The sequence below is a fragment of the Paenibacillus sp. JJ1683 genome (assembly GCF_053006485.1).
The window spans coordinates 2,710,001-2,736,630 of the sequence record NZ_CM129820.1; the positions used below are offsets into that span (position 1 = coordinate 2,710,001).

21 protein-coding genes and 2 rRNA genes (1 of these 23 cut by a window edge) are annotated in these 26,630 nt (G+C 44.1%); 19 read left to right on the plus strand and 4 right to left on the minus strand.

Annotated features, from left to right (window positions below; translation table 11 throughout):
* From ACUC6J_RS11770 to ACUC6J_RS11790, 5 genes are all read left to right on the plus strand, one after another.
* Positions 1-1,873: ribosomal RNA gene (locus tag ACUC6J_RS11770) — 23S ribosomal RNA — on the plus strand; it begins 1,052 nt to the left of the window's first position.
* 151 nt (positions 1,874-2,024) lie between these two features.
* Positions 2,025-2,141, plus strand: a 5S ribosomal RNA gene (gene rrf, locus ACUC6J_RS11775).
* Between the two features lie 382 nt (positions 2,142-2,523).
* Positions 2,524-3,375 (plus strand): alpha/beta fold hydrolase, encoded by an 852-nt coding sequence (locus ACUC6J_RS11780; protein ID WP_102998132.1) that lies wholly within the window; start codon positions 2,524-2,526, stop codon positions 3,373-3,375.
* 418 nt (positions 3,376-3,793) lie between these two features.
* Positions 3,794-4,516, plus strand: a complete 723-nt coding sequence (locus ACUC6J_RS11785; RefSeq protein WP_447250238.1) for a YjjG family noncanonical pyrimidine nucleotidase — start codon at positions 3,794-3,796, stop codon at positions 4,514-4,516.
* A complete protein-coding gene (locus tag ACUC6J_RS11790; RefSeq protein WP_019687226.1) occupies positions 4,517-5,077 on the plus strand; it encodes a GNAT family N-acetyltransferase in 561 nt (186 codons plus the stop codon).
* 65 nt (positions 5,078-5,142) lie between these two features.
* On the opposite strand, the gene ACUC6J_RS11795 is transcribed toward ACUC6J_RS11790, so the two are convergent.
* Positions 5,143-7,419, minus strand: coding sequence for an alpha-galactosidase (locus ACUC6J_RS11795; RefSeq protein ID WP_330721704.1), 2,277 nt, complete (start codon positions 7,417-7,419; stop codon positions 5,143-5,145).
* A 39-nt stretch (positions 7,420-7,458) separates the two neighbouring features.
* Positions 7,459-8,457 (minus strand): LacI family DNA-binding transcriptional regulator, encoded by a 999-nt coding sequence (locus ACUC6J_RS11800; RefSeq protein ID WP_447250239.1) that lies wholly within the window; start codon positions 8,455-8,457, stop codon positions 7,459-7,461.
* 175 nt (positions 8,458-8,632) lie between these two features.
* On the opposite strand from ACUC6J_RS11800, the gene ACUC6J_RS11805 reads away from it, so the two are divergent.
* The 8 genes from ACUC6J_RS11805 (at position 8,633) to ACUC6J_RS11840 (ending at position 18,774) form a co-directional block, all read left to right on the plus strand.
* Positions 8,633-10,441 carry a sensor histidine kinase gene (locus ACUC6J_RS11805; protein WP_123797198.1) on the plus strand — a complete coding sequence of 603 codons (1,809 nt, stop codon included), beginning with the start codon at positions 8,633-8,635 and terminating at the stop codon, positions 10,439-10,441.
* The gene (locus ACUC6J_RS11810) at positions 10,434-11,540 is read left to right on the plus strand and encodes a response regulator transcription factor (protein ID WP_016818756.1); all 1,107 of its coding nucleotides are present in this window, start codon (positions 10,434-10,436) and stop codon (positions 11,538-11,540) included. Before ACUC6J_RS11805 ends, ACUC6J_RS11810 begins: the two co-directional genes overlap by 8 nt.
* Positions 11,541-11,736: 196 nt before the next feature.
* Entirely contained in the window at positions 11,737-13,038 is a 1,302-nt protein-coding gene (locus ACUC6J_RS11815; protein WP_039277281.1) for an ABC transporter substrate-binding protein, read from the plus strand.
* A gap of 79 nt (positions 13,039-13,117) precedes the next feature.
* Complete coding sequence (locus ACUC6J_RS11820) at positions 13,118-13,996, plus strand: carbohydrate ABC transporter permease (RefSeq protein WP_016818758.1); 879 nt, start codon at positions 13,118-13,120, stop codon at positions 13,994-13,996.
* A 28-nt stretch (positions 13,997-14,024) separates the two neighbouring features.
* The gene (locus ACUC6J_RS11825; RefSeq protein WP_013371135.1) at positions 14,025-14,867 is read left to right on the plus strand and encodes a carbohydrate ABC transporter permease; all 843 of its coding nucleotides are present in this window, start codon (positions 14,025-14,027) and stop codon (positions 14,865-14,867) included.
* Between the two features lie 194 nt (positions 14,868-15,061).
* Positions 15,062-16,663: an alpha-amylase family glycosyl hydrolase gene (locus tag ACUC6J_RS11830; RefSeq protein WP_447250240.1), complete on the plus strand. Its 1,602-nt coding sequence runs from the start codon at positions 15,062-15,064 to the stop codon at positions 16,661-16,663.
* 167 nt (positions 16,664-16,830) lie between these two features.
* Positions 16,831-17,553 (plus strand): hypothetical protein, encoded by a 723-nt coding sequence (locus ACUC6J_RS11835; protein WP_447250293.1) that lies wholly within the window; start codon positions 16,831-16,833, stop codon positions 17,551-17,553.
* A 156-nt stretch (positions 17,554-17,709) separates the two neighbouring features.
* The gene (locus ACUC6J_RS11840) at positions 17,710-18,774 is read left to right on the plus strand and encodes a Gfo/Idh/MocA family oxidoreductase (protein ID WP_044787916.1); all 1,065 of its coding nucleotides are present in this window, start codon (positions 17,710-17,712) and stop codon (positions 18,772-18,774) included.
* Positions 18,775-18,884: 110 nt separating this feature from the next.
* Here the strand turns inward: ACUC6J_RS11840 and ACUC6J_RS11845 are convergent, their stop codons facing one another.
* Positions 18,885-19,403: a DUF3231 family protein gene (locus tag ACUC6J_RS11845; protein WP_019687234.1), complete on the minus strand. Its 519-nt coding sequence runs from the start codon at positions 19,401-19,403 to the stop codon at positions 18,885-18,887.
* A 151-nt stretch (positions 19,404-19,554) separates the two neighbouring features.
* Between ACUC6J_RS11845 and ACUC6J_RS11850 the strand changes: the two genes are divergently transcribed.
* The 5 genes from ACUC6J_RS11850 (at position 19,555) to ACUC6J_RS11870 (ending at position 24,058) form a co-directional block, all read left to right on the plus strand.
* Positions 19,555-19,818 carry a WGxxGxxG family protein gene (locus tag ACUC6J_RS11850; RefSeq protein ID WP_016818763.1) on the plus strand — a complete coding sequence of 88 codons (264 nt, stop codon included), beginning with the start codon at positions 19,555-19,557 and terminating at the stop codon, positions 19,816-19,818.
* Positions 19,819-20,072: 254 nt separating this feature from the next.
* Positions 20,073-20,501 (plus strand): MarR family winged helix-turn-helix transcriptional regulator, encoded by a 429-nt coding sequence (locus tag ACUC6J_RS11855; protein ID WP_045245258.1) that lies wholly within the window; start codon positions 20,073-20,075, stop codon positions 20,499-20,501.
* 211 nt (positions 20,502-20,712) lie between these two features.
* The gene (locus ACUC6J_RS11860; protein ID WP_044787913.1) at positions 20,713-21,735 is read left to right on the plus strand and encodes an NADH:flavin oxidoreductase/NADH oxidase; all 1,023 of its coding nucleotides are present in this window, start codon (positions 20,713-20,715) and stop codon (positions 21,733-21,735) included.
* 265 nt (positions 21,736-22,000) lie between these two features.
* Positions 22,001-23,050, plus strand: coding sequence for a helix-turn-helix domain-containing protein (locus ACUC6J_RS11865; protein WP_447250241.1), 1,050 nt, complete (start codon positions 22,001-22,003; stop codon positions 23,048-23,050).
* A gap of 213 nt (positions 23,051-23,263) precedes the next feature.
* A complete protein-coding gene (locus ACUC6J_RS11870; RefSeq protein WP_103042409.1) occupies positions 23,264-24,058 on the plus strand; it encodes an SDR family NAD(P)-dependent oxidoreductase in 795 nt (264 codons plus the stop codon).
* A 76-nt stretch (positions 24,059-24,134) separates the two neighbouring features.
* On the opposite strand, the gene ACUC6J_RS11875 is transcribed toward ACUC6J_RS11870, so the two are convergent.
* A complete protein-coding gene (locus ACUC6J_RS11875; protein WP_447250242.1) occupies positions 24,135-25,520 on the minus strand; it encodes an MFS transporter in 1,386 nt (461 codons plus the stop codon).
* Between the two features lie 112 nt (positions 25,521-25,632).
* On the opposite strand from ACUC6J_RS11875, the gene ACUC6J_RS11880 reads away from it, so the two are divergent.
* The gene (locus tag ACUC6J_RS11880; RefSeq protein ID WP_090891434.1) at positions 25,633-26,520 is read left to right on the plus strand and encodes a LysR family transcriptional regulator; all 888 of its coding nucleotides are present in this window, start codon (positions 25,633-25,635) and stop codon (positions 26,518-26,520) included.
* Positions 26,521-26,630 lie beyond the last annotated feature (110 nt).

Sequence of the window (26,630 nt, forward strand, 5' to 3'; positions counted from 1 at the left end):
CCCCAAGTGTGTGTTAAGTGGGAAAGGATGTGGAGTTGCACAGACAACCAGGATGTTGGCTTAGAAGCAGCCACCATTGAAAGAGTGCGTAATAGCTCACTGGTCGAGTGACTCTGCGCCGAAAATGTAACGGGGCTAAACACACCACCGAAGCTATGGCTTGATGCTTGCATCAGGGGTAGGGGAGCGTTGAATGCGGGTTGAAGGTGTACCGGAAGGAGCGCTGGACTGCATTCAAGTGAGAATGCCGGTATGAGTAACGAAAAGATCTGTGAGAATCAGATCCGCCGAAAGCCTAAGGGTTCCTGAGGAAGGTTCGTCCGCTCAGGGTAAGTCGGGACCTAAGGCGAGGCCGATAGGCGTAGTCGAAGGACAACAGGTCGAAATTCCTGTACCACCGTAATCCGCTATGAGCGATGGGGTGACGCAGTAGGGTAGTGACGCGGACTGATGGATGTCCGTCTAAGCAGTGAGGCTGATGTGTAGGCAAATCCGCACATCATAAGGCTGGGCTGTGATGGGGAGCGAAAATTATAGTAGCGAAGGTCATGATCTCAGACTGCCAAGAAAAGCCTCTAGCCAGGAGAAGGTGCCCGTACCGCAAACCGACACAGGTAGGCGAGAAGAGAATTCTAAGGCGCGCGGAAGAACTCTCGTTAAGGAACTCGGCAAAATGACCCCGTAACTTCGGGAGAAGGGGTGCCTCGGTAGGGTGAATAGCCCGAGGGGGCCGCAGTGAAAAGGCCCAAGCGACTGTTTAGCAAAAACACAGGTCTGTGCGAAGCCGCAAGGCGAAGTATACGGGCTGACGCCTGCCCGGTGCTGGAAGGTTAAGGGGAGTGGTAAGCCTTCGGGCGAAGCTATGAACCGAAGCCCCAGTAAACGGCGGCCGTAACTATAACGGTCCTAAGGTAGCGAAATTCCTTGTCAGGTAAATTCTGACCCGCACGAATGGCGTAACGACTTGGGCGCTGTCTCAACGAGAGATCCGGTGAAATTTTAATACCTGTGAAGATGCAGGTTACCCGCGACAAGACGGAAAGACCCCATGGAGCTTTACTGCAGCTTGATATTGAATTTGGGTACGATCTGTACAGGATAGGTGGGAGCCGTAGAACTTTGAGCGCCAGCTTGAAGGGAGGCATCCTTGGGATACCACCCTGATCGTATCTAGGTTCTAACTTGGTACCGTGATCCGGTACGAGGACAGTGTCAGGTGGGCAGTTTGACTGGGGCGGTCGCCTCCTAAAGAGTAACGGAGGCGCCCCAAGGTTCCCTCAGAATGGTTGGAAATCATTCGAAGAGTGCAAAGGCAGAAGGGAGCTTGACTGCGAGACCTACAAGTCGAGCAGGGACGAAAGTCGGGCTTAGTGATCCGGTGGTACCGCATGGAAGGGCCATCGCTCAACGGATAAAAGCTACCCTGGGGATAACAGGCTTATCTCCCCCAAGAGTCCACATCGACGGGGAGGTTTGGCACCTCGATGTCGGCTCATCGCATCCTGGGGCTGAAGTAGGTCCCAAGGGTTGGGCTGTTCGCCCATTAAAGCGGTACGCGAGCTGGGTTCAGAACGTCGTGAGACAGTTCGGTCCCTATCTGTCGTGGGCGTAGGAAATTTGAGAGGAGCTGTCCTTAGTACGAGAGGACCGGGATGGACGTACCGCTGGTGTACCAGTTGTTCCGCCAGGAGCACCGCTGGGTAGCTATGTACGGAAGGGATAAGCGCTGAAAGCATCTAAGCGTGAAGCCCCCCTCAAGATGAGATTTCCCAGTATGTAAGACCCCTTGAAGACGACGAGGTAGATAGGTTGGGGGTGGAAGTGCAGTAATGCATGGAGCTGACCAATACTAATCGGTCGAGGGCTTATCCTAAAGATAAGACGCAATGAAGTTTCGGATCCAGTTTTCAGGGTGTAACCTTGAAGGTATGTAGAAGTACATACGACAAGCGTATGGCAATTCATTCACACGATCCGTGATGAACCGAATAACCTTACGGAAGAATTTGCGAGGCAAATTCATGTTTGGTGGCGATAGCGGAGGGGTTCCACACGTACCCATCCCGAACACGACCGTTAAGCCCTCCAGCGCCGATGGTACTTGGACCGCAGGGTCCTGGGAGAGTAGGACGTTGCCAAGCACAGAAAAAAGAGCACAGCCATTAGGGTTGTGCTCTTTTTGTATAACCGATTTATTTATCGGTCACCTGAACGGCTCATGCCATGCCTTCGGTTAAAAGTACTACAATACTCTGGTTGTTCCTTATACAGTACTGCCTGGAGGGCACTTAAGGATTGAAGTTTATGGGTAATTTCCTTTTGCCACTTTGTATCTCCGACTTGTACGGCAAGATTGAGAAGATCCAAATTCGGTTTTATTTTTGAAAATATCATGTTAAACTTTTCTCATAAAATAAACGGACTTTCAGAGGTGAGTTGTAGTGCTGGAACGCTCTATGGAGAATACAAGGGATTTAAACAACGGAAAGGGAGTGATTTAAAGAAGAAAAGGAGACGATGAGGATGAGCACTTATCAAACGGTTATTAGTGATGGATTTGAGCTGAAATATACTACAAGAGGTAACGGAAAGCCGATATTGGTGATCGGCAGTAGTGTATATTATCCTCGCATATTTTCAGACCATTTATATAAAAAGTTTCAGTTTATTTTCTTAGATCATAGAGGGTTTGCAAAACCGACTCGTGCTTTAAAACCAGAAGACTATACTTTGGATAAAGTCATCAAAGACATAGAAACAGCAAGACAATGCCTTCATTTAGATCCATTTATCATATTAGGACATTCCGGGCATGCTTTTATGGCTTTGGAATATGCTAAACAATACCCAGACTATGTTGAAAAAGTGGTGCTATTAAATTCAGCGCCTACGAACAGCCAAGAAAGACAACGGCAAAGCTTGTCATACTTTTATGAAACGGCCAGTCCAGCCAGAAAAGAACGTTTTGAAAAAGATATTGTTTTATTAGAGGATGATATCAAAAGAGATCCCGACAGAAGATTTGTTCACATGTGTATACGTATGGGAGCCCAAAGTTTTTATGATTATACCTATGATGCAGCTCATATGTGGAATGATGTGCACACGAACATGCCTATCATTGATTATTTATGGGGAGAAGCCTTCGGAAAGATAGATTTGATACAGTCCTTGGCAGATGTCGATAAGCCCATGTTTATTGGTCTTGGAAGAACTGATTACTTAGTCGCGCCTGTTTCATTGTGGGATCGGGTCGATGATAGCTATACGAACGTAAAAAAGGTGGTTTTTGAGCATAGTGGCCATAATCCGATGTTTGAAGAACCTCATTATTTTGATCAAACATTAACCGAATGGATTAATGAAAATCACTAGGTTTTTAAAACAGTCGATTCCGGTACTGGAAACAGACCTGAAGATGATGGCAGGTTGACCCTAAAGATCTACGAATGGAGAACAAATAATTTGAATTTTAAAAGGAGAATGTTTACCTTTAGGCTTGTCACTGAAGCATCGGGAACAGCTTGGGTTAGCATTCTCCTCTTTTTATAAATCTGTATGGTAGTGGCTTGGCACGATGCATGTTACTTCGCACTGGCTCAAACTCATAGAAAATATTACTCCATTCTTTTTGTCATGACTTGACGGATCAATGAGGTTCTGTATAATAACCGAGAGATCATACTGTAATGATTGTCTATTTTCCGTTTTTTTATATACCATCTGGAACAATTCCAAGGCTCACGGAACTTAACCACAATGTAAAGTTATGATATGGAGGTTGGAGGTCGTTTTGAAATACGAAATTATTTTGTTTGATGTTGATGATACGCTGTTTGATTTTAAAATGGCAGAGAGTCATGCGCTACATAATACGTTCACCCAATTTGGATTGCCGCAAGGGGCCACAGAGTACAAATCCAGCTATGATGAGATTAATAGTGTGTTGTGGCGAGAAGCAGAGGAAGGACTTATTACCTCGGCACAGTTGCGGGTGGAAAGATTTAAACGATTGTTTACTGTCCATAAGCTAGACTTCAATCCAGACGCCTTTAGTGCTGCTTATTTACGTTATTTGGGTGAAGGTGCTTTTTTGATGGACGGAGCGATTGAACTATGTGACGTACTATCTGAGTATCGTTTGGCGATTATTACGAATGGAATCAAAGAGGTACAAACCTCCAGAATTCAGCTCTCTCCGCTGCGTGATGTGTTTGAGCAGGTGATCATTTCAGAAGAAGTGGGTTGCCAAAAGCCACAAGCTGGTATTTTCGATTACGCATTTGCCAAGCTAGCCATCTCAGATAAAAGTAAGGTCCTTATGGTCGGCGATTCTTTAACCTCTGATATTCAAGGAGGGAATAAGTACGGAATTGATACCTGCTGGTTCAACCCTGCCAGAAAAACAAATACGTCTGGTATTCAACCCACTTATGAAATAACAAGTTTAATGGAACTACTGAGTAGTGTACTTTCAATAGGTTCTGTACTGAATCGTACGTCGGCGGAAATCTAGATGAATGATGTAGAAATCAGAAGGCCGAAAGTTAAAGATGCCGAAAAGTTAAATGAATTGTTTAGAATAGTGATTACAGACACATTTGCTAAAGAAGGTATTGGAAGCAAGCTGGAGGATATAGAGGATGAAATTGAGACTAAAAGAGCGTATTTGGAAAGTGACTTAGAAAGCCACGGTGAGCAACGATATTTTTTAATCGCTGTAGACGGGGATCGAATAATGGGTTCAATTGAATATGGCCCGGCAAGTGAACTTATAAGTAAATCTACCAATGATGCATTAAAAAATTTGTGCGAGGTAGGAACTGTATTTGTTCACCCTGACTACCAGAAGATTGGAGTAGGAAATTTATTATTGAAATCAATGTATCTGGCGTTGAAAGATAGAGGAGTAGAAGAATTTTGTTTAGATAGTGGGTACCGTATTGCACAAAAAATATGGGAAAAGAAGTTTGGAACTCCTGATTATTTATTAAAAGATTATTGGGGAAAAGGCTTTGATCATATGATATGGAGAATCAAAATCAAGGATGCTATTAAATGGTCACAAAGTTATTAAGCAAGGCAGGTCGGAAAATCGACCTGCCTTGTTTTAATTTTTTATCGTCACCGGCTGAACTATGATTAACAGGAGATAGCTTTAAGGCGGAAGGTAGAGCTGGCAAAATCCCCAGTGAGATCCGAGACAACAAGTCCAATCTTCATTAGACGGTCACCTCCAAAAATTTCACCGTCGAACGCCACACGGAAGGGGGAGACGCCATCTTCAGCCAAGGTACCACCGACAGGTTCTGAAGTATTGCTGGTTGCCCCGGTTTCGATTATATACTTTTTAGCTGGGTCAAGTCCTTTTAGAGTTAGTCGCCGGATAGGACCATTTGGCTCAGCCAACACACGGAAGTAAGCGACAAAAGCTTCGGACTGGTCCTCGCTAACAAACATCCAGGCAGTATTGCCTCGGCCCTCAAACGGACTAAGAAGTCGATACATATCTCCCTGCTGTACAAGGGAACGGATTTCTTTATACTGGGCAATTTGTCTGGCAGCAAGCTCTTTTTCTTCATTTGTAAATGCAGTAAGGTCAAGCTCGTAGCCAAAATTCCCGCTCATTGCCACGTCGCCACGTATGGCGAGGGAGGTGTTTCGTCCCACCTGGTGGTTCGGCACGTTCGATACGTGGGCCCCCATGGTACTGGCCGGATACACGATGCTGGTGCCGTACTGGATAGCCAATCTTTCAATAGCATCAGTGTCATCACTGGTCCATGTCTGCGGCATATAGTAGAGCATCCCGGGATCGAATCGTCCACCTCCACCAGAACAGCTTTCAAACAAGATGTCCGGGAAGCGTGAGGTCAGGCGTTCCAGCAGATCATAAAGTCCGAGCATATAACGGTGCGCAGTTTCTTTTTGACGTTCGCTAGTAGCGGTAGCCGAAGCAATCTCCGTCATATTACGATTCATGTCCCACTTGACATAAGTAATTGGGGCGATCGAGAATACGGAGCTCAGCGTCTCGTACAAGTAATCGCATACTTCCTTGCGGGAGAGATCAAGCACCAATTGGGATCGGCCTTCCGTCCGCCGCCGACCTTCCGCATGTAGGCACCAGTCGGGATGGGTGCGGTACAGTTCACTATCAGGTGATACCATTTCCGGCTCAACCCACAAGCCAAATTGTAATCCTTGTTCATTAACCCGTTTGGCTAGGTCGGTGAGACCTCCAGGTAGCTTGCGGCGGTCTTCGAACCAGTCCCCAAGCGAACTGTTGTCGTTGTCGCGCTTGCCAAACCAACCGTCATCAAGAACAAATAGCTCAATTCCAAGAGGTCCCGCTTCTTTGGCAATCGCCTCGATTTTATCGGCGTCGAAGTCAAAATATGTGGCTTCCCAATTGTTCACGAGAATCGGGCGTTCCTTGTCGCGATAAGTTCCTCGGCACAGACGTGTGCGGTAGAGTCGGTGATAGGTGCGCGACATGCCCCCAAGACCTTCTTCGGAAAAGACCAGCACGGCTTCAGGGGTCTGGAATGACTGACCCGGTTCAAGCCGCCAGGAGAAGTCAAAAGGATTGATTCCGATACTTACACGGGTCTGATTAAACTGTTCTACTTCCGCCTGCGCAACGAAATTGCTGCTGTAGATTAGACTGAAGCCGTACACATCCCCACGATCTTCTGTTGCATCTGGACGAAGCAGGGCCAAAAAAGGATTCATTTGGTGACTGCTCGAGCCTCGCCGGCTTTCCAACCGAATGGCGCCGGGTCCAAGATCGCGGCGTTGGATATGTCTTTCCCGAACCCAGGCTCCAGATAGATAGAGAGCTTGATAATTGGAATCGGCGAAGTCGACAGAGGCGCTCATCGCCTGCTCAATATTCATGACAGCGCTTCCCTTATGTTCAAAAAGAGTAGACCTAGCAATAGCGCTGTGGTTCGCAAATACAGTATAGAGCAGTGTAGCCTTAAGACCTGAGTGCTGGTCCTCAAGGAACAACAGGAGAGTTGTTGCTTCATCATCCGATTCGGTATAGACGGAAGGGAGGCCTTCAAGCTTTGGTTTGCCCGGTTCAACACGGTGGCCACTATATTTTAGCTCCGTAGTTCGAGTTCCATCCGCAAGCGCAACCTGATAAGCCGGTTGACGGAAGTCACTTGTCCCATACTGTGGATATTCCTGTGGAAGCGCATCCAAAGAAAGCGCGCGATTAGAAGAAACGGGAGTGGGGGAGAAGGAGCAGCGCTCTCTAAGCTCCAATATACTTGCGAGACTTTGGTCATGATGAAGTTGAGCTCCCCAATAGACATGTGCAGGATATCCTTCTACCAGCTGGATAATATAGCTGCAATCCTTGGACTGCAGGTGAAACAAACCAAGCGCCTCGTTAACATGAATGTTCATGATATTCACTCCTTAGGGGGTTATCATCTCGATTGACTCTCAAATATTGACTTTACTGTTGATGCATGAGCTTTCCCGTATGACAAGCTTAGTCCCGATCACGCTGTACGCAGGTGGTTCACGTCCCTCAAACCGTTCAGAGAGCAACTGCACGGCAGCTTTTCCCATTTGTTCTGGATAGGCACGTATAGTAGTTAGCGGAGGCTGCACGAAGGCCGCCATCTCAATGTCGTCGAAGCCGACAACAGCCATATCTTCGGGTACCTTGACTCCATGTCCATGAAGGGCGCGGAGGGCTCCAATGGCGAGCGGATCGCTGGCAGCGAAGCAGGCTGTCGGTCGTTCCTGCTCGGCTAGAAGCTCGTTCATCATTAGATATCCATCCGCAGTACTCCAGGCGCCTATGCGGACGAACTTCGGATTATACAAACCTCGTTCCCGCATGAATCGTTCAAAATAATGCGCCCTTCGCTCTCCATCGCTCTTCCCGCCAATAAATCCGATTTGTCGGTGGCCAAGCTCGAGCAGATGTCCAAGTGCCTGGTCAACCGCCTGCCGAAAATGGAGTCGTACGGAATCGTATTCCAGCTGCTCATGGTACTGGTCGACAAGGACAATGGTGTTCTTGTCTGGATACAGCTTGGACACCTCTTTAGGATCAACGCCGCCCACGACAATCAGACCATCCGCCTTCTGCAAGGTGTCGAGAGATGAACGGCCTCGCAGCGTCTGTCCCAATGTCAGGCCAAGCTCTTCACAGCGCAGTTCGATTCCACGGCGGATCGAGGCGTAATACGGATCGTCTCTTTCCTCCTCAATGGAACACCACAGCAGGAGGGAGACCGTTTTCCCGGCACGTTCCGTGTTCCTCTTTAACTGCCTCAGGCGGGAAGGCTTATACCCGAGCTGCTCAGCAATTAAAAAAATTCTGTTTTTGGTGTCTGGACTCACGGATAGTGACAGATCGTTATTTAAAACCCTTGAAACGGTTGCGGCAGACACTCCCGCTTCGCGGGCAATGTCTTTAATGGTTGCCAAAGAGCTCACACCTTTTTAGTTAATAATTTTACTAAAAATCGACTTTATCCTAACACATACTTTTGGTACTTTCAAGATGGATTGTTGAATTTTTTTAACATTATTTTAGTTCTACTACTGTTCAGATTAGTTGTGTTAACATGATGAATATTCTCTGATGACGGAGGGGTCTTATTTGAATATTCTGTCCCTAGCTCGTAAGTGGTTTGGTCGCCTTCGCTTTAAAAGCAAGGTTATAGCGGTATTTCTCCCGCTGATCATTATTTCTCTGCTCATTCTTGGACTTGTGTCCAACCAACTTTTCAGTCGTTCATTGATAGAGCAAACGACCAGCAACGTAGTTGACGAATCTCAGCTTATCCTGTCCCGGACCGACTACATATTCAGTAGTGTGGAAACGGCGGCCAACATTATGGTCACGAATATTAACCGGATGTATGATTCATACGGTGCTAGACCTGATACTGCCATAGATCGTGTTCAATTTGGTAACCTGATGCAAAGCCGTCTATCTATTGATTTATCAATCTTTCGCGAAGTGGATGCGGCGGTATTTATTGATAATGAAGGGACAATTTTTGCTTCTTATACCGAAAGTGGGGATGATAGTAAAGTCTATAGCATGCTCAAGCGGGTAAGGGAATCCGAAAGTTATGGACAAGCACTCTGGTTTGATATGGAGAAGAGAGATTTCCTAACACCGGATCCCAACTCTCCGGTTTTGACGCTGGGAAAGATGGTCATTAATATAGACACCGGCGAACCCTATGGAACGCTTTTTCTGTTAGTGAAGGAAGAAGGTTTGTCTGATTATTTTCGTTCCAGCGATCCCGATGCGCCCAAATCTTATTATTTTTTAGATAACGAGATGCGTGTGGCTGTGGCAGAAGACAATGGGATGCTGATGAAGCCAGTGAGTTCACAGTTAGCGGAGGCCATCCAAGGCTGTGGATCTGATGTGTCCCCAAAAACATGTTCATTTGAGGATAGCGGCAATCTCGTAACGGTCAATGATTATAACCGGATGGGTTGGAAGCTGGTCAATATTGTTTCTCTTAACCTGCTTACAGCTGATGTCCGACAAAATGTAAGGCTTTCACTCTTAATCGGCGTATTTTGTCTTGCTTTTTCCTGGCTCGGTGCTAGCTTCCTGTCCAAAATGGTCGTTAGTCCTCTCGAACAGCTGACTAGAGCCATGCGAAAAGTAGTAGCCGGCGATTTACAATCGGTTGCGATAGTTCGAACAGAAGATGAAATCGGTACCATTGCTGAAGCTTTTAACTTTATGATAAGACGGATTCGGGAATTGCTGGATGAAGTGAGGCAGGAGCAAAACCGCAAGCGTGAATATGAACTCGCATTGATGACGGCTCAAATAAAACCGCATTTTCTGTACAACACTTTAGATACCATTTATGCACTGAATGAGTTGGATCGTAATGATGAGGCTAGAGATACTACGAAGGCGCTGGCAGATTTTTATCGAATGGTGCTAAATAAAGGACGGGAACTCATTATTTTAGAGAAGGAAGCTCAGATTACCGATGATTACCTGACAATTCTGCAAATCCGTTATCCCGATGTGTTCCGCTATGAAGTGGATATCCCTCCAGAACTTGCGGGTACACCGATTCCGAAACTCTCGCTCCAGCCACTTGTCGAGAATTCTATTTACCATGGTCTTAAGAAGAAAGGAACCAAAGGTTTTATCCGTATTTTCGCTTTTGAACAGAACGATAGAGTGATCGTCCGGGTGGAGGACAACGGTGTGGGGATGGACGAAATTCAAGTTCAGAATATTATGTCCAGACATTTACCGAAAGAAGGAATACGATCAATCGGTACCTATAGCGTTCAGCAACGGCTGAGCCTGTATTTTGGCGAGGAGTATGGGATATCCGTGCAGAGTGTTCTCGGAGAGGGGACCATTGTTGACCTGTCGCTACCAACGCAGCCAAAGGGGAGTGTACACCAAGATGTATAAAGTGATGATTGTTGATGATGAGCCGCTGTTTCGAGACTTTCTGCGAATTAAGATAGACTGGGAAAGTCACGGCTTTCGGGTTTGCTGTGAAGCAAGGAACGGGCAGGAAGCACTTCAGGAAGCCGAGCGGCATCAGCCGCACCTTGCCCTCGTTGATATCAATATGCCCTTTATTGACGGAATTGAATTAGCCGAGAGGTTGAAAGTCAAGTTCGAACGAATCGTAATTGTATTCATATCCGGGCATAACGAGTTTGAATATCTACAGAAGGCCGTTCGAACTGGAGTGCAGGATTATTTGCTGAAACCGTTCAATGCAGAAGAAATGCTCTCAATGTTGGAGCGTATTAAAGCGAAATTACCAGTGCTTCCACAGGAGAGTGAAAGTGCAGAGTTAAGGGGACAGGACGGCGAAGTGTTGCATAGCAGAGCAGGTATGCCTGATTTGGGTCATCTACGCGATGCGGTTGTGCTTGACCTCCGAATGAAAGACAGTGAAACGCTAGAGGAGGTCCGCAAGGCAATCCGCCAGCTTAGTAAATATAAATGGGGAGATGAATATGCAGATGCGATGCTTATGGGAATCGTATCTTTAGCCCTTTCTTTTGCCAGTGAACGTGGCATTCCTTATGACCAGCTATGGGAAAACGGAGGAGACAAGTCTCCTTACGAACGGCTGCGAGAGTTAGATTCCTGGGAGGCTGCTGAAGGTTGGATGCTCGCCCTATACCGCAAGCTGATCCTGCTCATGGAGAATATGCGTCCTACGAAGGCTTCCAATTTATTCGCGGCGGCGATCAACTATATTGAGGAACATTATGCAGACGCAGAGTTGTCTGCTGAGCAGGTGTCGTGCGGAGTATTCGTCGATCCCAGCTACCTGCGCCGCGTATTTCGCAAGGAGTCTGGCTTTTCCATAGTGGATCACATTACACACATCCGAATGAAGAAGGCTAAGGAGCTTCTGCTGAAAGGCAATCGGAAGCTGTCAGAAATCGCTGAAAGTGTCGGTTACAGTGACCCCAATTATTTCAGCAAATGTTTCAAGAAACGTTTTGGTATGACACCCACTGAATATGAGCAACTCAAAAAGAGATAGTATCTGCCTTGTGAGGCAGAACACATCAATTTAAGCCTGGCGGTTTTCCTATATGGAGGACCGCTGCTCTATTTGTCCCGTTTTTTACTGATAATACCCGTTTTATTCCTTAAAGAAGAATAGAGGCAGCGGTATACTGTAGTCAAGCAAATGAAAGCGCAATCATCAAAGACTCTTCATGAGGGGGATAAAACAAATGAAAAAAAATCTTAAAATTTGGAGTGCAGCCTTGCTAGTACTCACCATGTCCGTCGGATTGGTTGCTTGTGGCGAAGACAACTCAGCCTCTTCCAATAACGGATCAGGGGACGGAACGATCAAATTGAAGGTGTATGCGCAGCATTTCGATGACGATACCATTAAGCCGTTCGATTATGCGGTGGCAGAGCTCAAAAAGAAGATGCCAAACATAGAAATTGAATTGGATCCTGCCGTGCAGGACGGAGGCCAGAAGCTTAAAACATATGCGGCAACGGGCAACATGCCAGATGTTTATTTAGCGGATTGGTCTGTCCTGCAAACTTTTGCAAAATCGAAAAATGTCGAGGTTCTTGACAACTATGACACAACAGCCGAATTCAAGAAGAGTCTTAACCCGGGAGTTGAATCGCGTTTGGTAGCTCCTGACAATCATGTGTATGCTTACCCTGAAACTGGTATTGAATTCCAAATGATTTATTACAACAAGTCCATTTTTGAGAAGGTAGGAATTAAAACACCGCTTAAGACGATTGACCAGATGGCCGATGCAGCGAAAAAGTTAAAAGCTGCTGGTTATGTACCGATGTCGATCTTTGCAAAGGAAAAATGGATTACGACCGCTTTTTATAACGGACTGGTTACAAGAGAGCAGCCGCGTGGATTTGGAGCACTTGAGGAGAAGGGTGTAAAAGCATTGCCAGAAGCATTCGTAACAGCAGCACAGCAAATGAAGCAACTGCAAAGAGCCGGATTGTTCGATGCCAACGCTACGAACACCAATTATGATCAGGCATCCTCCCTATTTTATCAGGGCAAAGCTGCCATGTTCGTGAATGGACAATGGGAAATTTACAGTTCCCAGGAAAAGCTGGGCGATCAAGTCGATTGGATGTACTGGCCTGCAAAGGATGAAGCAACCTACGAGAAGTCCAAATATTTTATTGACGGCTCAGGTTCTCCGCAAGGTTATGCAGTATCAGCGAATAGCAAAAATAAGGAAACAGCCGTAAAGGTAGCGGCATTCCTTGCCTCGAAGTCAGCAGAGTACAGATACACTCAACTTGGAAGTCCGATAGTTCCAGTGAAAGTAGATAAGCCAATGGCCTCCAATGTTCCAGCAATGATGCAGCGAGTTGTCAAAGAGTTGCTGCCTAATGCGCAGGAATATGCTCAACTTCTGAGCAATACAAAAATTCAGAACACCATTAATGACAATACTCAAAATATGATGGTAGACAACTTTTCTGAAAACGATTTTGTGAGCAATCTGAATAGCACATTGAATAAAGAAAACTGAGAATTCAGGGAATCGGCAACCCTTGGCGGCATAGGGCGCTGGGGGGTGCTGTTCCAAAGATAAGGGGTGGAAGCAAGACATGAATAAATATTTGGGGAACAAACCGGCGCTCGCACTGTTTCTCCTCCCTGCTTTGATACTGTATAGCGTGATTCTAATCTATCCTGTTTTGCAAACCGTTCTTCGCAGCTTTTATGATTGGGATGGTCTTAGTACACTGACCTTTTCGGGATTGAATAATTACCGAGAATTATTCTCCGATCCTCTACTTGGGACTTCGCTTAAGAACGGATTGATATTTGCAATTGTACTGGCAGTCTTTCAGATCGGACTGGGAACGATATTGGCACTAATCTGTGCGGACCCACGTACACGTGGGCGGAAAATACTGAAAACGGCTTATTTTATCCCAGTTGTCCTATCGGTAACCGTGGTGTGCCAGCTATGGATTGCAATCTACGATCCAACCAACGGATTAATCAACCGACTGTTTGAACTCTTGAACATCCCGTATCAGCAAAATTGGTTGAGCTCCCCAACAACATCCATTATTGCCATCGCCTTTGTTAATGCCTGGCAGTTTATGGGATACCAATTCTCGTTGTTATATGCGGGAGTTAAGTCAATACCCGAAGACTACTTTGAGGCGGCCACAATTGACGGTTGCAGCAAATGGAAAGCGCATCTGCATGTTACGCTTCCTTTAATGAGGGAAACATACAAATTTTGCTTCATTATCGCGATAACCTCTGGAATAGGGGCGTTTGTGCAGATGCTGATTATGACAAATGGTGGGCCCGGCACTACAAACTATACAATGACATTCATGATTTATCGCTATGCTTTTATGGAGAGCAACTATGGTTATGCGTGTGCTGTATCCGTGCTGCTTGTATTAATCTCGTTATTGGCAACTGTAGTTATCAATAAGCTGTTCGACCGCGGACAAACCGCCTGATGAGGCGTGTATTGAAAAGGAGAACGAAATGAGTAAAACCGCTTTGAGCAAGTTCAGACATGCTGCCCTGCAGATACCACTGTGGTTGTATCTAATTGTTTCGGTCTACCCGTTGTTTTGGATGGTATCCTACTCGTTAAAGAACAACGATGAGATCTTCGTCTCTAACCCATTTGGACTGCCAACGCATTTTCGATACGAAAATTATATTAATGCCTGGACACAATTTAATATTCCCCGTTACTTTCTGAACAGTCTGGTCGTATCCACGATTTCGACTCTGTTTATCCTTTTACTAGCTCTGATGTTTGCCTTCGCAGTGGCTCGTATGAGGTGGAGATTTCGTTCTACCGTCCGGACTTATATGACCATAGGAATGTTTATGCCGCTTCAGGTTATCATGATACCGCTGGCGATTCTGGTTCGCGATTTTAATCTAACGAATACGTATGGAGCTCTTATTCTTCCTTATATCGCAATTGGCCTTCCTTTCTCGTCCATGATTTTCTATGGGTTCCTTACAGGAATCCCTAAGGAGATAGAAGAGGCAGCATGCATGGATGGAGCTAATATTTATAGACTGTTCCTGAAAATCATTGTACCCCTTGCATTACCTGCAATTGCAACTGTAGCCATTTTTCAATTTTTGAACAACTGGAATGAGTTCACTTTGGCCTATATTCTCATTTCTGATGAAAATATGAAGACATTGCCGCTAGGCTTGCTTTTCTTCCAAGGTTCTTATAGTACAGATTGGGGAGCCATGGGGGCTGTTATGACTATTGCCTCCTTACCGATGGTACTCGTGTATCTGTTCTTGAGTGAACAAGTGGAGCGGGCGATGACGGTAGGTTCCGCTGTAAAAGGATAAAAATAGACTTGCAAGCAAACTGCCTGGGTTAAGGATCAGAAAAAGATCCTCTAACCCAGGCAGTTTGTTCGATACAGACATCAAACAATAAAATCGATATTTTCCACTATAATAGATAATAATATCCCCTTTTTTTGGGTGGTTTTTCTTTATAATGAAGGCGCACCCATAACAATTAAAGGAGCTGATATGTTTTGACTCGTAACAAACGCTTAAGAAAATGGTCCACGATCCTGTTAACGATGCCTATGCTCACGATGTTCGCCTCAAGTGCAATGGCCGAGCAGGATATGAACGGGCATAAGCCTCCGAATTCTGCTGGAAGCGGCGTGTTTTACGAAATTTATATCAATTCTTTTTATGATTCGAACGGGGACGGACATGGTGATTTAAAAGGTATTACGCAAAAGCTTGATTACTTAAACGACGGCAATCCCCGTTCGGGTAAGGATTTGCAGGTCAGCGGTCTCTGGCTCATGCCACTGAATCCGTCTCCAAGCTACCATAAATATGATGTAACTGACTACTATCAAGTGGACCCGCAGTACGGGAATCTGAATGATTTCCGCACCTTGACGAAAGAAGCAAAAAGAAAAGGTGTCAAGGTGATCATTGACCTTGTTATCAATCATTCAAGTAGCGAGCACCCTTGGTTCAAGGAGGCTAGTGCCAACCCGCAAAGCAAATACCATGAATATTACGTATGGGCTGATGAGAATACAAACCTGGATGAAAAGGGATCATGGGGCCAGCAGGTATGGCATAAGAATCCGAATGGCGAAGGGTATTTTTACGGTACCTTCTGGTCCGGGATGCCGGATCTGAATTTTGATAATCCCGAAGTCCGCAAGGAAATGATCAAAGTCGGTAAGTATTGGCTACAGCAAGGTGCAGACGGCTTCCGGCTTGATGCGGCGATGCATATTTTTAAAGGGCAAACGAAGGACGGTGCCGATAAAAACATTGCGTGGTGGAATGAATTCCGTTCCGAGATGGAAAAGATAAATCCAAACGTATATCTGGCAGGAGAGGTATGGGATAAACCGGAGACAATAGCTCCTTATTACGAATCGCTCCACTCTCTGTTTAATTTTGACCTGGGCGGAACGATATTGAACTCTGTGAAAAACGGTCGAGATCAAGGTATTGCTACATTCTCCGAGAAAACGCTGAAGCTGTACAAATCATACAATAAGGCGGCACTCGATGCTCCATTTTTAAGCAATCATGACCAAACCCGAGTTATGAGCGAGCTGGGCGGGGATGTACGAAAAGCCAAGCTGGCTGCATCCATTCTTTTGACGTTGCCGGGTCAGCCGTTTCTCTATTATGGGGAAGAGATCGGCATGAAGGGAGAGAAGCCCGATGAGTATCTTCGAGAGCCTATGCGCTGGTACAAGGGAGAAGGCCTCGGTCAAACAAAGTGGGAGGAACCCAAATACAACAAAGGCGAAGTATCGGTGGAAGCGCAGTTGCGGGACAATGATTCTCTGCTGGAAAGCTACCGCACGCTTATCCGTCTGAGGGAAGAACATGAGGCTCTTCGCAGCGACAGTCTAGAGCCGATCCAAGCAGGTTCTGCCAGCGTGACGGCATACAAACGTTCTTCAGGCAAAGAAACATTGTATGTATATCATAATCTGTCAGGAGAGCCGGTTACCATCCAGATGAAAGATCGAGATAAGGAAAAGCGGAAAGTGGTTTTCTCTACCTCAAAGGATGCTAAAGTAAGGAAAGAAACGGTGACGATTCCCGCTTACAGTTCTTTAATTACCCAAGAAGATAGAAAGAGCTGAGCTACGCAAACTTACAGCCACAATAAGGATGGATATTTATTGGTAAATACATGTGGGGGGTGTGAAGAACACCCCTCTTGTAAAACTGTAATATATACTCAAATATAAGCTCGTAAGGAGGATGCAACCTGATCTGTTCCACTTATCAAAAGCGTATAGTTGCTGTGATGAATTCGTTACCGGTAAAGCAAAAGTATTCTAAAAACGAATTACTGATTAATGATTTCAAATTAAAGTCTTTGGGAGACGTTGAAATGTTCTATTCCCCGCATAATGAATATATCAATTCTTCCGCGAAAGTAGTGCTAGTTGGTATTACACCCGGTTGGCAGCAGATGGAAATTGCCTTTCGAACTGCCATAATATCTTTAAAGGATCAACAGTCATATGAGGAAGCTTGTAAAAAAGCCAAATTTGCGGCAAGGATGGCCGGTTCCATGCGAGACAACTTAATAAATATGCTTCAAGAAATAGGATTGCATGATTTTTTGAAAGTGTCGCATGTACGTAAACTATTTGATTCAGATTGCTCGTTGTTACATACAACTTCCTTAATTCGTTTTCCAGTTTTCGTGAATAAAGAAAATTATAATGGACATCAGCCTCCTATTATTAACCATGCTTTTTTGTATGGGTCAGTGCTTGAGTCTTTTCTTCCTGAATTAGAATGTTTGGATTATCCACTTATTATTCCATTAGGAAAGTCAGTCGAGACCGTTCTTCGTCGCTTGCTTGATGAACAAAAAATTCAAGAAAACAAAATTCTGTGGGGATTCCCTCACCCGTCTGGTGCCAATGGTCATCGAATAAAACAGTTTCAAAATTCAAAGAAGTCAATGCAGGAAATCTTGAGTGAGCATTTATCCAATACTGAATCCCCTAGATCTTAATATCCCCCTTTTTTTGGGGAAAGATTTCCTTTATAATGAAAGCGTATGCAATAACATCTTACGGATGACCTGCATGGCAGTAACCGATTTACAATTGAATTCGATCCGTGAGCAACCGTTTGATAGGTGGTGGCTCAATTTAGGAGTGGAAGGAAAATGAAAATGGACAATCGGAAATACAATGTAGTTATTATTGGTTATGGAGGTATGGGAAGCTACCATGTTCAATTAATTGAACCTATTGAGCAGCTTGCCATTGGCGGTGTATATGATATTGTCGATTATCGGATGGAATTGGCTGCAGCAGCCGGCTATAAAACCTATGCCAGTCTAGATGCCGTTCTCGGCGATCAGGACGTAGATATTGTATTAATAGCAACGCCTAATGACGTTCATAAAGAAATTGCGATCCAAGCATTGCAAGCTGGCAAACATGTTATTTGTGAAAAGCCCGTTACGATCACGAGCGCAGATTTCTTAGATATTGTCGAGGTGGCCAAGCAAGAAAATCGTCTGTTTACAGTACATCAGAATCGCAGATGGGATGAAGACTTCCGTATTGTCAAAGATATAATCAGTAAGAAGACTGTTGGAGATCTTTTCCATCTGGAATCGCGGGTTCAGGGAGCTAACGGCATTCCAGGCGATTGGCGGCAATTGAAGGCGTATGGTGGAGGAATGCTGCTGGATTGGGGAGTGCATCTGTTGGATCAGCTACTTCAGATTACGGACAGTCAAATCGAAAGCGTGACCGCTACCTTAAGTTATATTTTGGGGACAGAAGTGGATGACGGCTTTAGTAGCTTCATTGAGTTTAAGGACGGTCTTACAGCGGTCATTGAAGTAGGTACAACGAATTACGTAAAGTTGCCGCGTTGGTATGTTAAAGGAACCGAAGGAACCGCAGTGATCAAGGATTGGGATCTGAGCGGAGAGATTGTCACTCGGAATCCAGATGTCGCTCACGTGGAACCCAAACCGATTCAAGCAGGTCAAGGGTTGACGAAAACGATGGCACCTCCGTCTGAGGAATCCACCCTTAAGTTCCCGATTGAGAAAATACCTGCTGCTGCAGAAAGCTTTTACGAAAATTTTGTCTCCACCATTGAAGGAAAAGCCGAGCTTGCGATCAAAAGCGAAGAAGTGCACCGTGTACTGGTGCTGATTGAGACGATTTTTGAGGCGGCAGCGAACAAAAGCGTGATTCGAAGAGATATTTAACGAATTGTAAACAAATCTAACCCCCATTGTCCTCATATTGAGGATAATGGGGGTTATTGTTTTAACTTTCAATCTGTTCTGAATATGGCTAGAAGCGATTTAATCTATTTTTAAACTTCAACAGCTTCAGGCCTTTTCACTTGAAGGGGAGGAGGCACCAGCCATCCTTTTTCTTTAGTCATTTGAAGAATCTTAACTCCTAAAGCAGTTTTGGTAGCATGATATTTTGCAAACAAGGCCCCTATATCCTCTCTAATGGATTGCCCCATCACTTGACTACAAGCCACCAGTCCCAATGAGGTATCAGACGCAATTTTAGCAGCAATCTCCGGGTCAGTGAAGCGCGCACCAACAGGAATATCTTCAAGTTTCACTGGAGGTCTTTCTGGTAAGGCTGGCGCTGGAGCAATCCCATTATCAGTAAGGAGTGTATCACACTCTTTAATTTCAAGTTTCGCTTGATCAATGAGTGCATCCAATATTTTTTTCAAATCCTTATCTCCTGCATGATTCAGGAATGCTTGGTAGAAAGACAGAGCTCCTTTTGCGGCCAATGAAAATTGCCAAACACCGGAAATTTCACCATAGTGCATAGGTTCATCTTTTGGATTTCCACTTAATATTCCCATCATAACCGCTCCTTTAATATTTTTTACACCGATCTTATAGTTCCAATTAATGATTAAAAGTATCCAAATAAATTTGTAATTACACAATGGAATAAGGAGCAGTTTTTTGGAGAAATTATATGCATCACACTTTCAGGGAGGATTCCTTTTTATGAAAAAACAAATAGTCACTGCTGTAGCTTCCATGTTCTTCTTTGCAGCTTTAGTCGTTCCTTCATCAGCACAAAGTGCAAATGTAGATGTGGCCAATGACACAGCTAATAATGCTTATCACAACAACAATTCAACCTACAACGCTAACAGTGTACGAGCAAACGCCGTAGATAATGACAACGATATGGATTGGGGATGGATTGGCTTACTTGGGTTACTGGGACTGGCTGGAATGCGCAAAAGAGTATCTGACCATAAATAATTAGTAAACTACAATGGGTTTCAAAACAAAAACACCTTCAGGAGAATGCTTCCATTTCTAAAAGGGAGGCCGATTTTGAAAGGTGTTTTTGTGTTGACCACTTAAGTCACTGCTTCAGAAAGGATTTTTTATAACCTCTATCTGTTCTTAAGGGTTTTGACCATTTCCAGTAACCCTGATAGAATTAATTATTCCCTATAATGACTCCTATAATATGTGTTATTTATACTTTAGAATAGAACGGGTGAGTCGAAATGCATAACAACAATACTATCGAACTTTTAAATATTTGGCTGTCCCTTACTAAACTCCAATCGAACATAAACGATGAATTGGAACATGCACTTCAAGAAAACTATGGTTTATCCTTAAATGAATTTTTGGTTCTGTATTTCTTATCTCAAACCGAGGAAAAGAAATTGAGATTACAGCATTTACAAGAGATGGTTGGGTTAAGCCAAAGTGCATTATCTAGACTGGTAGTCAGAATGGAAGCAAAAAGCTGCGGAGCTTTGCAAAGACATATATGTGAAGATGATCGTCGGGGAATCTATACAAGCATGACCGATTTTGGGGAAAAGAAGTTTGACAGAGCGCTCGAAACCTTCAACCAAATTTTGGAGTCGGCTCTTTCAAAAGATGAGTTGAAGCAAAAATTACAATCACTCATTGAAAAAATATAATTCTTTCATATAAAATTAAAACTTAATACGAAATTTAATGTCTGAATAGAGTAAATTTAACCCTAGGTCTAGAGAATACAATCTCTGGGCCTTTATTTACGTAAATGCATAGTTTAAACGGTAGTTGACAAATAAAAAATGCATGCTGTATATTATGCATGTGCATGCATATAATATGTTCACTATAAAACCTAGAAAGGGGTCTTTCTTAATGAAAGATTTATTTAGTCCTTATAAATTTAAAGACTTGGAATTAAAGAACCGGGTCGTCATGCCTCCAATGTGTCAATATTCTGTTGACAAGAAAGATGGTATAGCTACCGATTGGCATTTTATGCACTATGTAAGTCGTGCCATTGGTGGAACTGGATTCATTATAGTTGAAATGACTGATGTAGAACCAGATGGACGTATTTCTGACTTTGACCTGGGATTGTGGTCTGATGAGCAAATTCCTGCATTGAAAAGAATTGTAGATGCCTGCCATAGTTATGGAGCAAAAGTAGGTATTCAAATTGCTCATGCTGGACGTAAAGCAGAAGATGCTGAAGTGCCTGTTGCTCCGTCCGCTATTCCATTTGATGAGAAATCTACATTACCTAGAGCACTTTCAACACAAGAAGTTAAAGAAATGGTGGAGAAGTTCCGCGGCGCTGTAGCACGTGCTGTGAAGGCCGGATTTGATGCCATTGAAATACATGGAGCTCACGGATATTTAATCCATCAATTTCATTCGCCTCTTACCAACCAAAGAGATGATGAATACGGGAAAGATCTCCTAAAATTTGGTCGAGAAGTTATTCAGGCAGCCAAGGCAGAGATGCCGGAAGACATGCCGCTTATCATGCGCATTTCCGCTAAAGAATACGTAGAAGGCGGATACGATATTCAAGATAGCATTTCTTTTGCCAAAGAATATCAACAAGCAGGAGTAGATATTTTTGATATTTCTTCAGGCGGTGAAGGACCTATCGCTGCGTGGGGTAGACCAGGTAGTCACGCAGCATACCAGGTGCCGCTTGCTCGAGAAATCAGACAAGCACTTGAAGTTCCGGTCATTGCAGTCGGAAGACTCGATGATCCGATCCTGGCTAATGCTGTAGTAGGAAATGAGGACGCAGATCTTGTGGCTGTCGGGAGAGGAATGTTAAGAAATCCTTACTGGGCTCTTGAGGCCGCAACAAACTTGAAAAAAGAGACAACGATCCCGAAACAGTATACTACAGGTTTTTAGATACAAAACCTTCCTATTCTGCCAAGGTGTTATGAATATAGGATACTTTAACATAGTAATTTAACATACACGTTGATACACCCTGGTGTTCTTAAAAATAAACTTGGAAGTAGAAATGACTCAAAAGCAACCGGTATGCCGGTTGCTTTTTTATTTATGGTGGTCAAACATTCAGTAAGCATATATTAACAAAATTCACTATACTGGAATGATCAGAGATTGCAATTAGTAAGTAAAATGGAAGTAATAAAGGAGGTCTCTATGTATGAAGAAGTCTCATACTTCTGACCATATTAAAATTCCACCAGGATTTTGGACAGGTTTGTATCAATTAGGAATTTCCGCTCACGACGTAGCTTGTAAAGCAAGACTGCCGCTCACCATTATTCATGAGCCCGTAGTCACAAGCGTACAATATCTCGCGATCTGGCAGGCATATTCCGATCTCATTGGTGACACTGCAAAAGGAATCGTTAAGCTTGCAACTGTCTTTGAGACAGCGAAGTACCCACCGACCGTCTTAGCGACATACCACGCTCGTGACTACCGCGACGCTCTAAACCGAATGGCTCGATACAAACAACTATGTCCTCCCGAAACCTTACGTGTGACTGAGGAGGGGGAGCACTGTACCATAGAACTGGAATGGCTATATACCAAACAGCCCGGTCCAGCGATGCTGACGGGTATTACACTTGCATGTCTTCTGGAGCTTGGGCGCCGAGGCACTGGTCAGCCTTTGACGGCGCAGCTCGTAGAATTTTCGCAATCCATGGGAGATGTGCAGGCTCTTGAAGCTTATTTTGGGTGTAGTGTCCAGGTTGGTGCAAATTGTAATCGATTGACGTTATATCGAAGAGATCTGGACCGAACTTTTGTCTCATACAACCAAGAGTTGTTAGAGATTCTCACACCCGCTCTGGACCGGTCGCTGGATGAACAGTGCAGCCGCTCAATTACTGAGGCGGTCAAATGGATTATAAAACGTAGCCTCACCGGAGGACGCCCCGACATTCAGGCTGTGGCGAAGGAGCTCAGAATGAGCGATCGTACCTTGCAGCGCCGGCTTACTGACGACAATACGAGCTTTAAACAACTGTTAACACAAGCTAGACATGAGCAGGCACTAGAATACTTGGCAGATCCCTCGCTTGATATAAAAGAAGTGGCCTTTTTGATTGGATATGAAGACCAGAACTCATTTTACCGCGCTTTTCGTCTTTGGGAAGGGGATACTCCTTCAAATTGGCGCACTACACATTTAGATACCAACTCGATATCAAAAGAATCGCTAGGAAGATCGACTATCTATTAATAGTTTCCCAACTCCATTCATTCTACAGAAAGCTTGTAATTACTGACCTTATTCATCTGGCGTGTTAAACAAGAACTTTGGCGCAATATGCTAGTTACTGAGCATTGCTGCCCAAGGTAATATAATCAGATACCAGAGCTTAAGGTTGTTTAAAAATAAGCTAAGAATTCGCTTGCCAGCAAAGATAAACGAATGAGAGGGGAGAAAAGTATTATGGATATGGGATTAAACAATAAAACAGCTTTAGTTACAGGGTCTACGAAAGGTATAGGTAAAGCAATAGCCATTGAGCTTGCCAAAGAAGGTGTGAATGTACTTATTAATGGACGGAATAATGAAGAGGTAGAACAAACTGTAAATGAAATAAAATCAAATTTTCCAACGACCTTTCCTCAAAATGCTACAGCCGATATTGTGGATCTGGAGCAGAGGGAGGTTTTGTTTGAAAAATACCCCAATATCGATATCTTAGTGAATAATATGGGGATTTATGAAATTATGCAATATGAAGACGTTGACGATGAAGTATGGGAAAAATATTTCCGTACTAATGTTCTTGCTGCAAACGGATTATCTAAATTTTATTTACCTAAAATGTTGAAAAACAATTATGGCCGTATTATTTTTATTGCGAGTGAAGAAGCAATCATGCCTTCAGGGCAAATGCCACAGTATTGTATGACCAAATCGATGCTGTTATCACTGTCAAAAAGCTTATCTAAATTAACAATAGGAGCAGAAGTTACAGTCAATACGATTATGCCAGGACCAACGCTTTCTGAAAATGTACACCAAATTATTGAGGGTATTTATGCCAATGATGATATGACTTTTTTAGAAAAAGAGAAACAATTTATGGCCGAAAACCTGCCTCAATCCGAAATACAACGATTTATTAGACCTATAGAAATAGGTAGACTAGCTACATTTGTATGTAGTCCTTATGCAGCCGCATTTAAGGGCTCTCCAATCCGTATAGATGGGGGAATGGTGCCAACTATTTTTTAACTAAACTCCTTTCTCTTTCGTTGAAAAGTTAACGTTAAATAAAGAGTAGAGGGGTTTATTTGAAGAAACGGTTAACCTATGACTCTCGCAATTGTCCTGACTCCCGGCGTCGCCGACTCATGAATACCAAAGTCAATGCAATTACCGTAAGGACAATCCCAAGCACTTGAAATCCCTCGAAGCTGAACTTACCTCCCATTACGATACCTATCAACAATGAAGAGAAAATGGTTCCCAGATATCTTGATGTATTAAACAATCCGGATGCTACACCGATTATTTCTTTTGGAGAACTTTGGAACAAGGCTGCTTGCATACCTACATTGTTCAGTCCGTTGCTAATACCGAATGCAGCCAAAGCCAAACACACGCTGATCACCGGAGAAGTTGGATTTAATGTTACAAGCCACACAGATCCCAATGTCATCAGGATTGCGGATACCAGTAATGCCGGTCTGGGTCCTGATTTATCAATCCATCGTCCTGCTATTGGAGAAGCAGCTAGCGAGCACAAGCCTAAGCTTAGCATGAGAATCCCTGTTTGGAACTCGCTTACATGCCTTACCACTTGCAAGTAGGACGGAAGCCCGAAAAAAAGTGAGTAATAGAGTACGTTAACGAACATGAATTCGACATTAACCCAAGTCAACGCAGGATATTTGGCGAACGTGCGTAAAGGAATAAAGGGTGACGTCGCTTTTAACTCATATCGTACGAATGCCCCCAGCGCAGCGAGGCCTATTAACCCGACAATGACGTTTTCTAACGAGATATGCCCAGATGATTTTGCCGAGAGTAATCCAACGAGCAAGGCAACCAGCCCTAATGTGAAGAGCAGGATTCCTCTTGCATCAATTAAATCAAACCATCTACGAAAGGACATGTTGCGTGCAACGGATGTTGGTGATTCGTCCTTAGGAATAGTCCTCCAAGCCAATAGAAAGCTGGCTACCACAAACGGAATATTGATGAAAAAGATGGCAGGCCAATTCCACCAATGAATCAAAACCCCGCCAATAAAGGGTCCAATTGCTGCAGCTCCTGATAGGAAAATGGACAAAACGGACAGCGCAGTCGCTTGTTTCTCTGTAATATGGATTCGAACAATGGCCATTCCAACCCCAACCATCATGCTTGTTCCGATGGATTGCACAATGCGGAACACGATGAGCGATCCAAAGTTTGGTGACAATGGGGCTAGTAATGATGCAATGAATGATACAACAAGACCTGTAAGAAATATCTTTCTACGACCGAATAAATCGCTGGCTTTGCCCATGACAGGTTGAGCGATGCTGCTTGCAATGTAGAAAGAAAAAATAATCCAGGAAGCACCTGTAAAGTCAAGGCGAAATACCTTTTGCAGACTTGGAATCGCAACAGAAACCATTGAAGAATTTAATGGATTCAATAGTATCCCTAGACCAACTGAAATCATTAACCACCAGCTGCGAACACTCATTTCTGGTCCCCCTATAGCGAATTAATGTCATCGTACTCGAAATCGATTATTTATTCCAATGCATTTGATGTTATAATCTCATTGACTTGAGGGAATGGATGGAGGATGCGAATTGGAACTTCTTCAACTGCAATATTTTCTCGCTGTAGCTCGTTTGGAACATGTAACAGAAGCTGCACGAAGTCTGCACGTTACTCAATCGTCGCTCAGCAAAACGATTCAACGCTTGGAGGAAGATCTGGGGGTCCCTTTATTCGATCGAACAGGGAGAAAACTGCGATTGAATGAGTTCGGGAGCAAATTTCTTCACCGTGCAGAAAGGGCTTTGTTTGAATTAGAACAAGGGAAGCAGGAGCTTAGCGACTTATCCAGCCCAGAACACGGAACTCTCGAATTGGCAGTGACCACCGCAAGCACATTGCCAAATATCCTTCGAGAGTTTCGGAGAAAACGACCCTATATTCAATTTCATGTGCAAATGCTGACCACGCAGGAAATGGTTACACTTCTTCATAGAGGGGAGGTTGATTTTTGCTTATCCTCACCTCCTGTAGAAGGGAATGACATTGAATGTAAAATCGTATGTATCGACCCCATTCTTGTAGCTGTTCCAAAGGGGCATCGGCTTGCGGATCGAAATAGCGTATCCTTGACAGAGCTAAGGGAAGAATGGTTTGTCGGCGTAAAGAGAGGCTATGGTACTCGTGATTTAGTGGACTCTGTATGCATGTCGGAAGGATTTGTGCCTAAATATGTGTATGAGGGGGATGAACCTGCAAGGCTTAGTACTCTTGTGGAAGCCGAAATTGGCATAGCTTTCATACCGAGCACAGCACGAAATTCGCAGGAACATCTCAAATATCTCCAGGTAGAGAATCACGAATTGATACGGGAGATTGCTTTATTATGGAACAGGAATCGGTATATTTCGCGGGCTGCTCAGGAATTCCGCGAGATAGTTGTAAAATATTTTGCGACGATTTCCAAACAAACAACTTAATTCCATATATGTTTTTGATGATCTACCATTGAAAATAAATAAGTAGGAGATTGCGTTAATAAGATAGCGCAGAGGCTAAACATTGTTATCCAACGAGTGGAACTAACCGT

What these genes read in the sequence shown, in the direction of transcription:
- ACUC6J_RS11845 (WP_019687234.1), bottom strand. Translation starts at nt 19,403, where the DNA reads ATGGGAATATTAAGTGGAAATCCAAAAGATGAACCTATGCACTATGGT.
- ACUC6J_RS11855 (WP_045245258.1), top strand. Translation starts at nt 20,073, where the DNA reads ATGCATAACAACAATACTATCGAACTTTTAAATATTTGGCTGTCCCTT.
- ACUC6J_RS11795 (WP_330721704.1), bottom strand. Translation starts at nt 7,419, where the DNA reads ATGAACATTCATGTTAACGAGGCGCTTGGTTTGTTTCACCTGCAGTCC.
- ACUC6J_RS11875 (WP_447250242.1), bottom strand. Translation starts at nt 25,520, where the DNA reads ATGAGTGTTCGCAGCTGGTGGTTAATGATTTCAGTTGGTCTAGGGATA.
- ACUC6J_RS11835 (WP_447250293.1), top strand. Translation starts at nt 16,831, where the DNA reads ATGAATTCGTTACCGGTAAAGCAAAAGTATTCTAAAAACGAATTACTG.
- ACUC6J_RS11810 (WP_016818756.1), top strand. Translation starts at nt 10,434, where the DNA reads ATGTATAAAGTGATGATTGTTGATGATGAGCCGCTGTTTCGAGACTTT.
- ACUC6J_RS11820 (WP_016818758.1), top strand. Translation starts at nt 13,118, where the DNA reads ATGAATAAATATTTGGGGAACAAACCGGCGCTCGCACTGTTTCTCCTC.
- ACUC6J_RS11850 (WP_016818763.1), top strand. Translation starts at nt 19,555, where the DNA reads ATGAAAAAACAAATAGTCACTGCTGTAGCTTCCATGTTCTTCTTTGCA.
- ACUC6J_RS11860 (WP_044787913.1), top strand. Translation starts at nt 20,713, where the DNA reads ATGAAAGATTTATTTAGTCCTTATAAATTTAAAGACTTGGAATTAAAG.
- ACUC6J_RS11840 (WP_044787916.1), top strand. Translation starts at nt 17,710, where the DNA reads ATGAAAATGGACAATCGGAAATACAATGTAGTTATTATTGGTTATGGA.
- ACUC6J_RS11815 (WP_039277281.1), top strand. Translation starts at nt 11,737, where the DNA reads ATGAAAAAAAATCTTAAAATTTGGAGTGCAGCCTTGCTAGTACTCACC.
- ACUC6J_RS11865 (WP_447250241.1), top strand. Translation starts at nt 22,001, where the DNA reads ATGAAGAAGTCTCATACTTCTGACCATATTAAAATTCCACCAGGATTT.
- ACUC6J_RS11780 (WP_102998132.1), top strand. Translation starts at nt 2,524, where the DNA reads ATGAGCACTTATCAAACGGTTATTAGTGATGGATTTGAGCTGAAATAT.
- ACUC6J_RS11790 (WP_019687226.1), top strand. Translation starts at nt 4,517, where the DNA reads ATGAATGATGTAGAAATCAGAAGGCCGAAAGTTAAAGATGCCGAAAAG.
- ACUC6J_RS11870 (WP_103042409.1), top strand. Translation starts at nt 23,264, where the DNA reads ATGGATATGGGATTAAACAATAAAACAGCTTTAGTTACAGGGTCTACG.
- ACUC6J_RS11825 (WP_013371135.1), top strand. Translation starts at nt 14,025, where the DNA reads ATGAGTAAAACCGCTTTGAGCAAGTTCAGACATGCTGCCCTGCAGATA.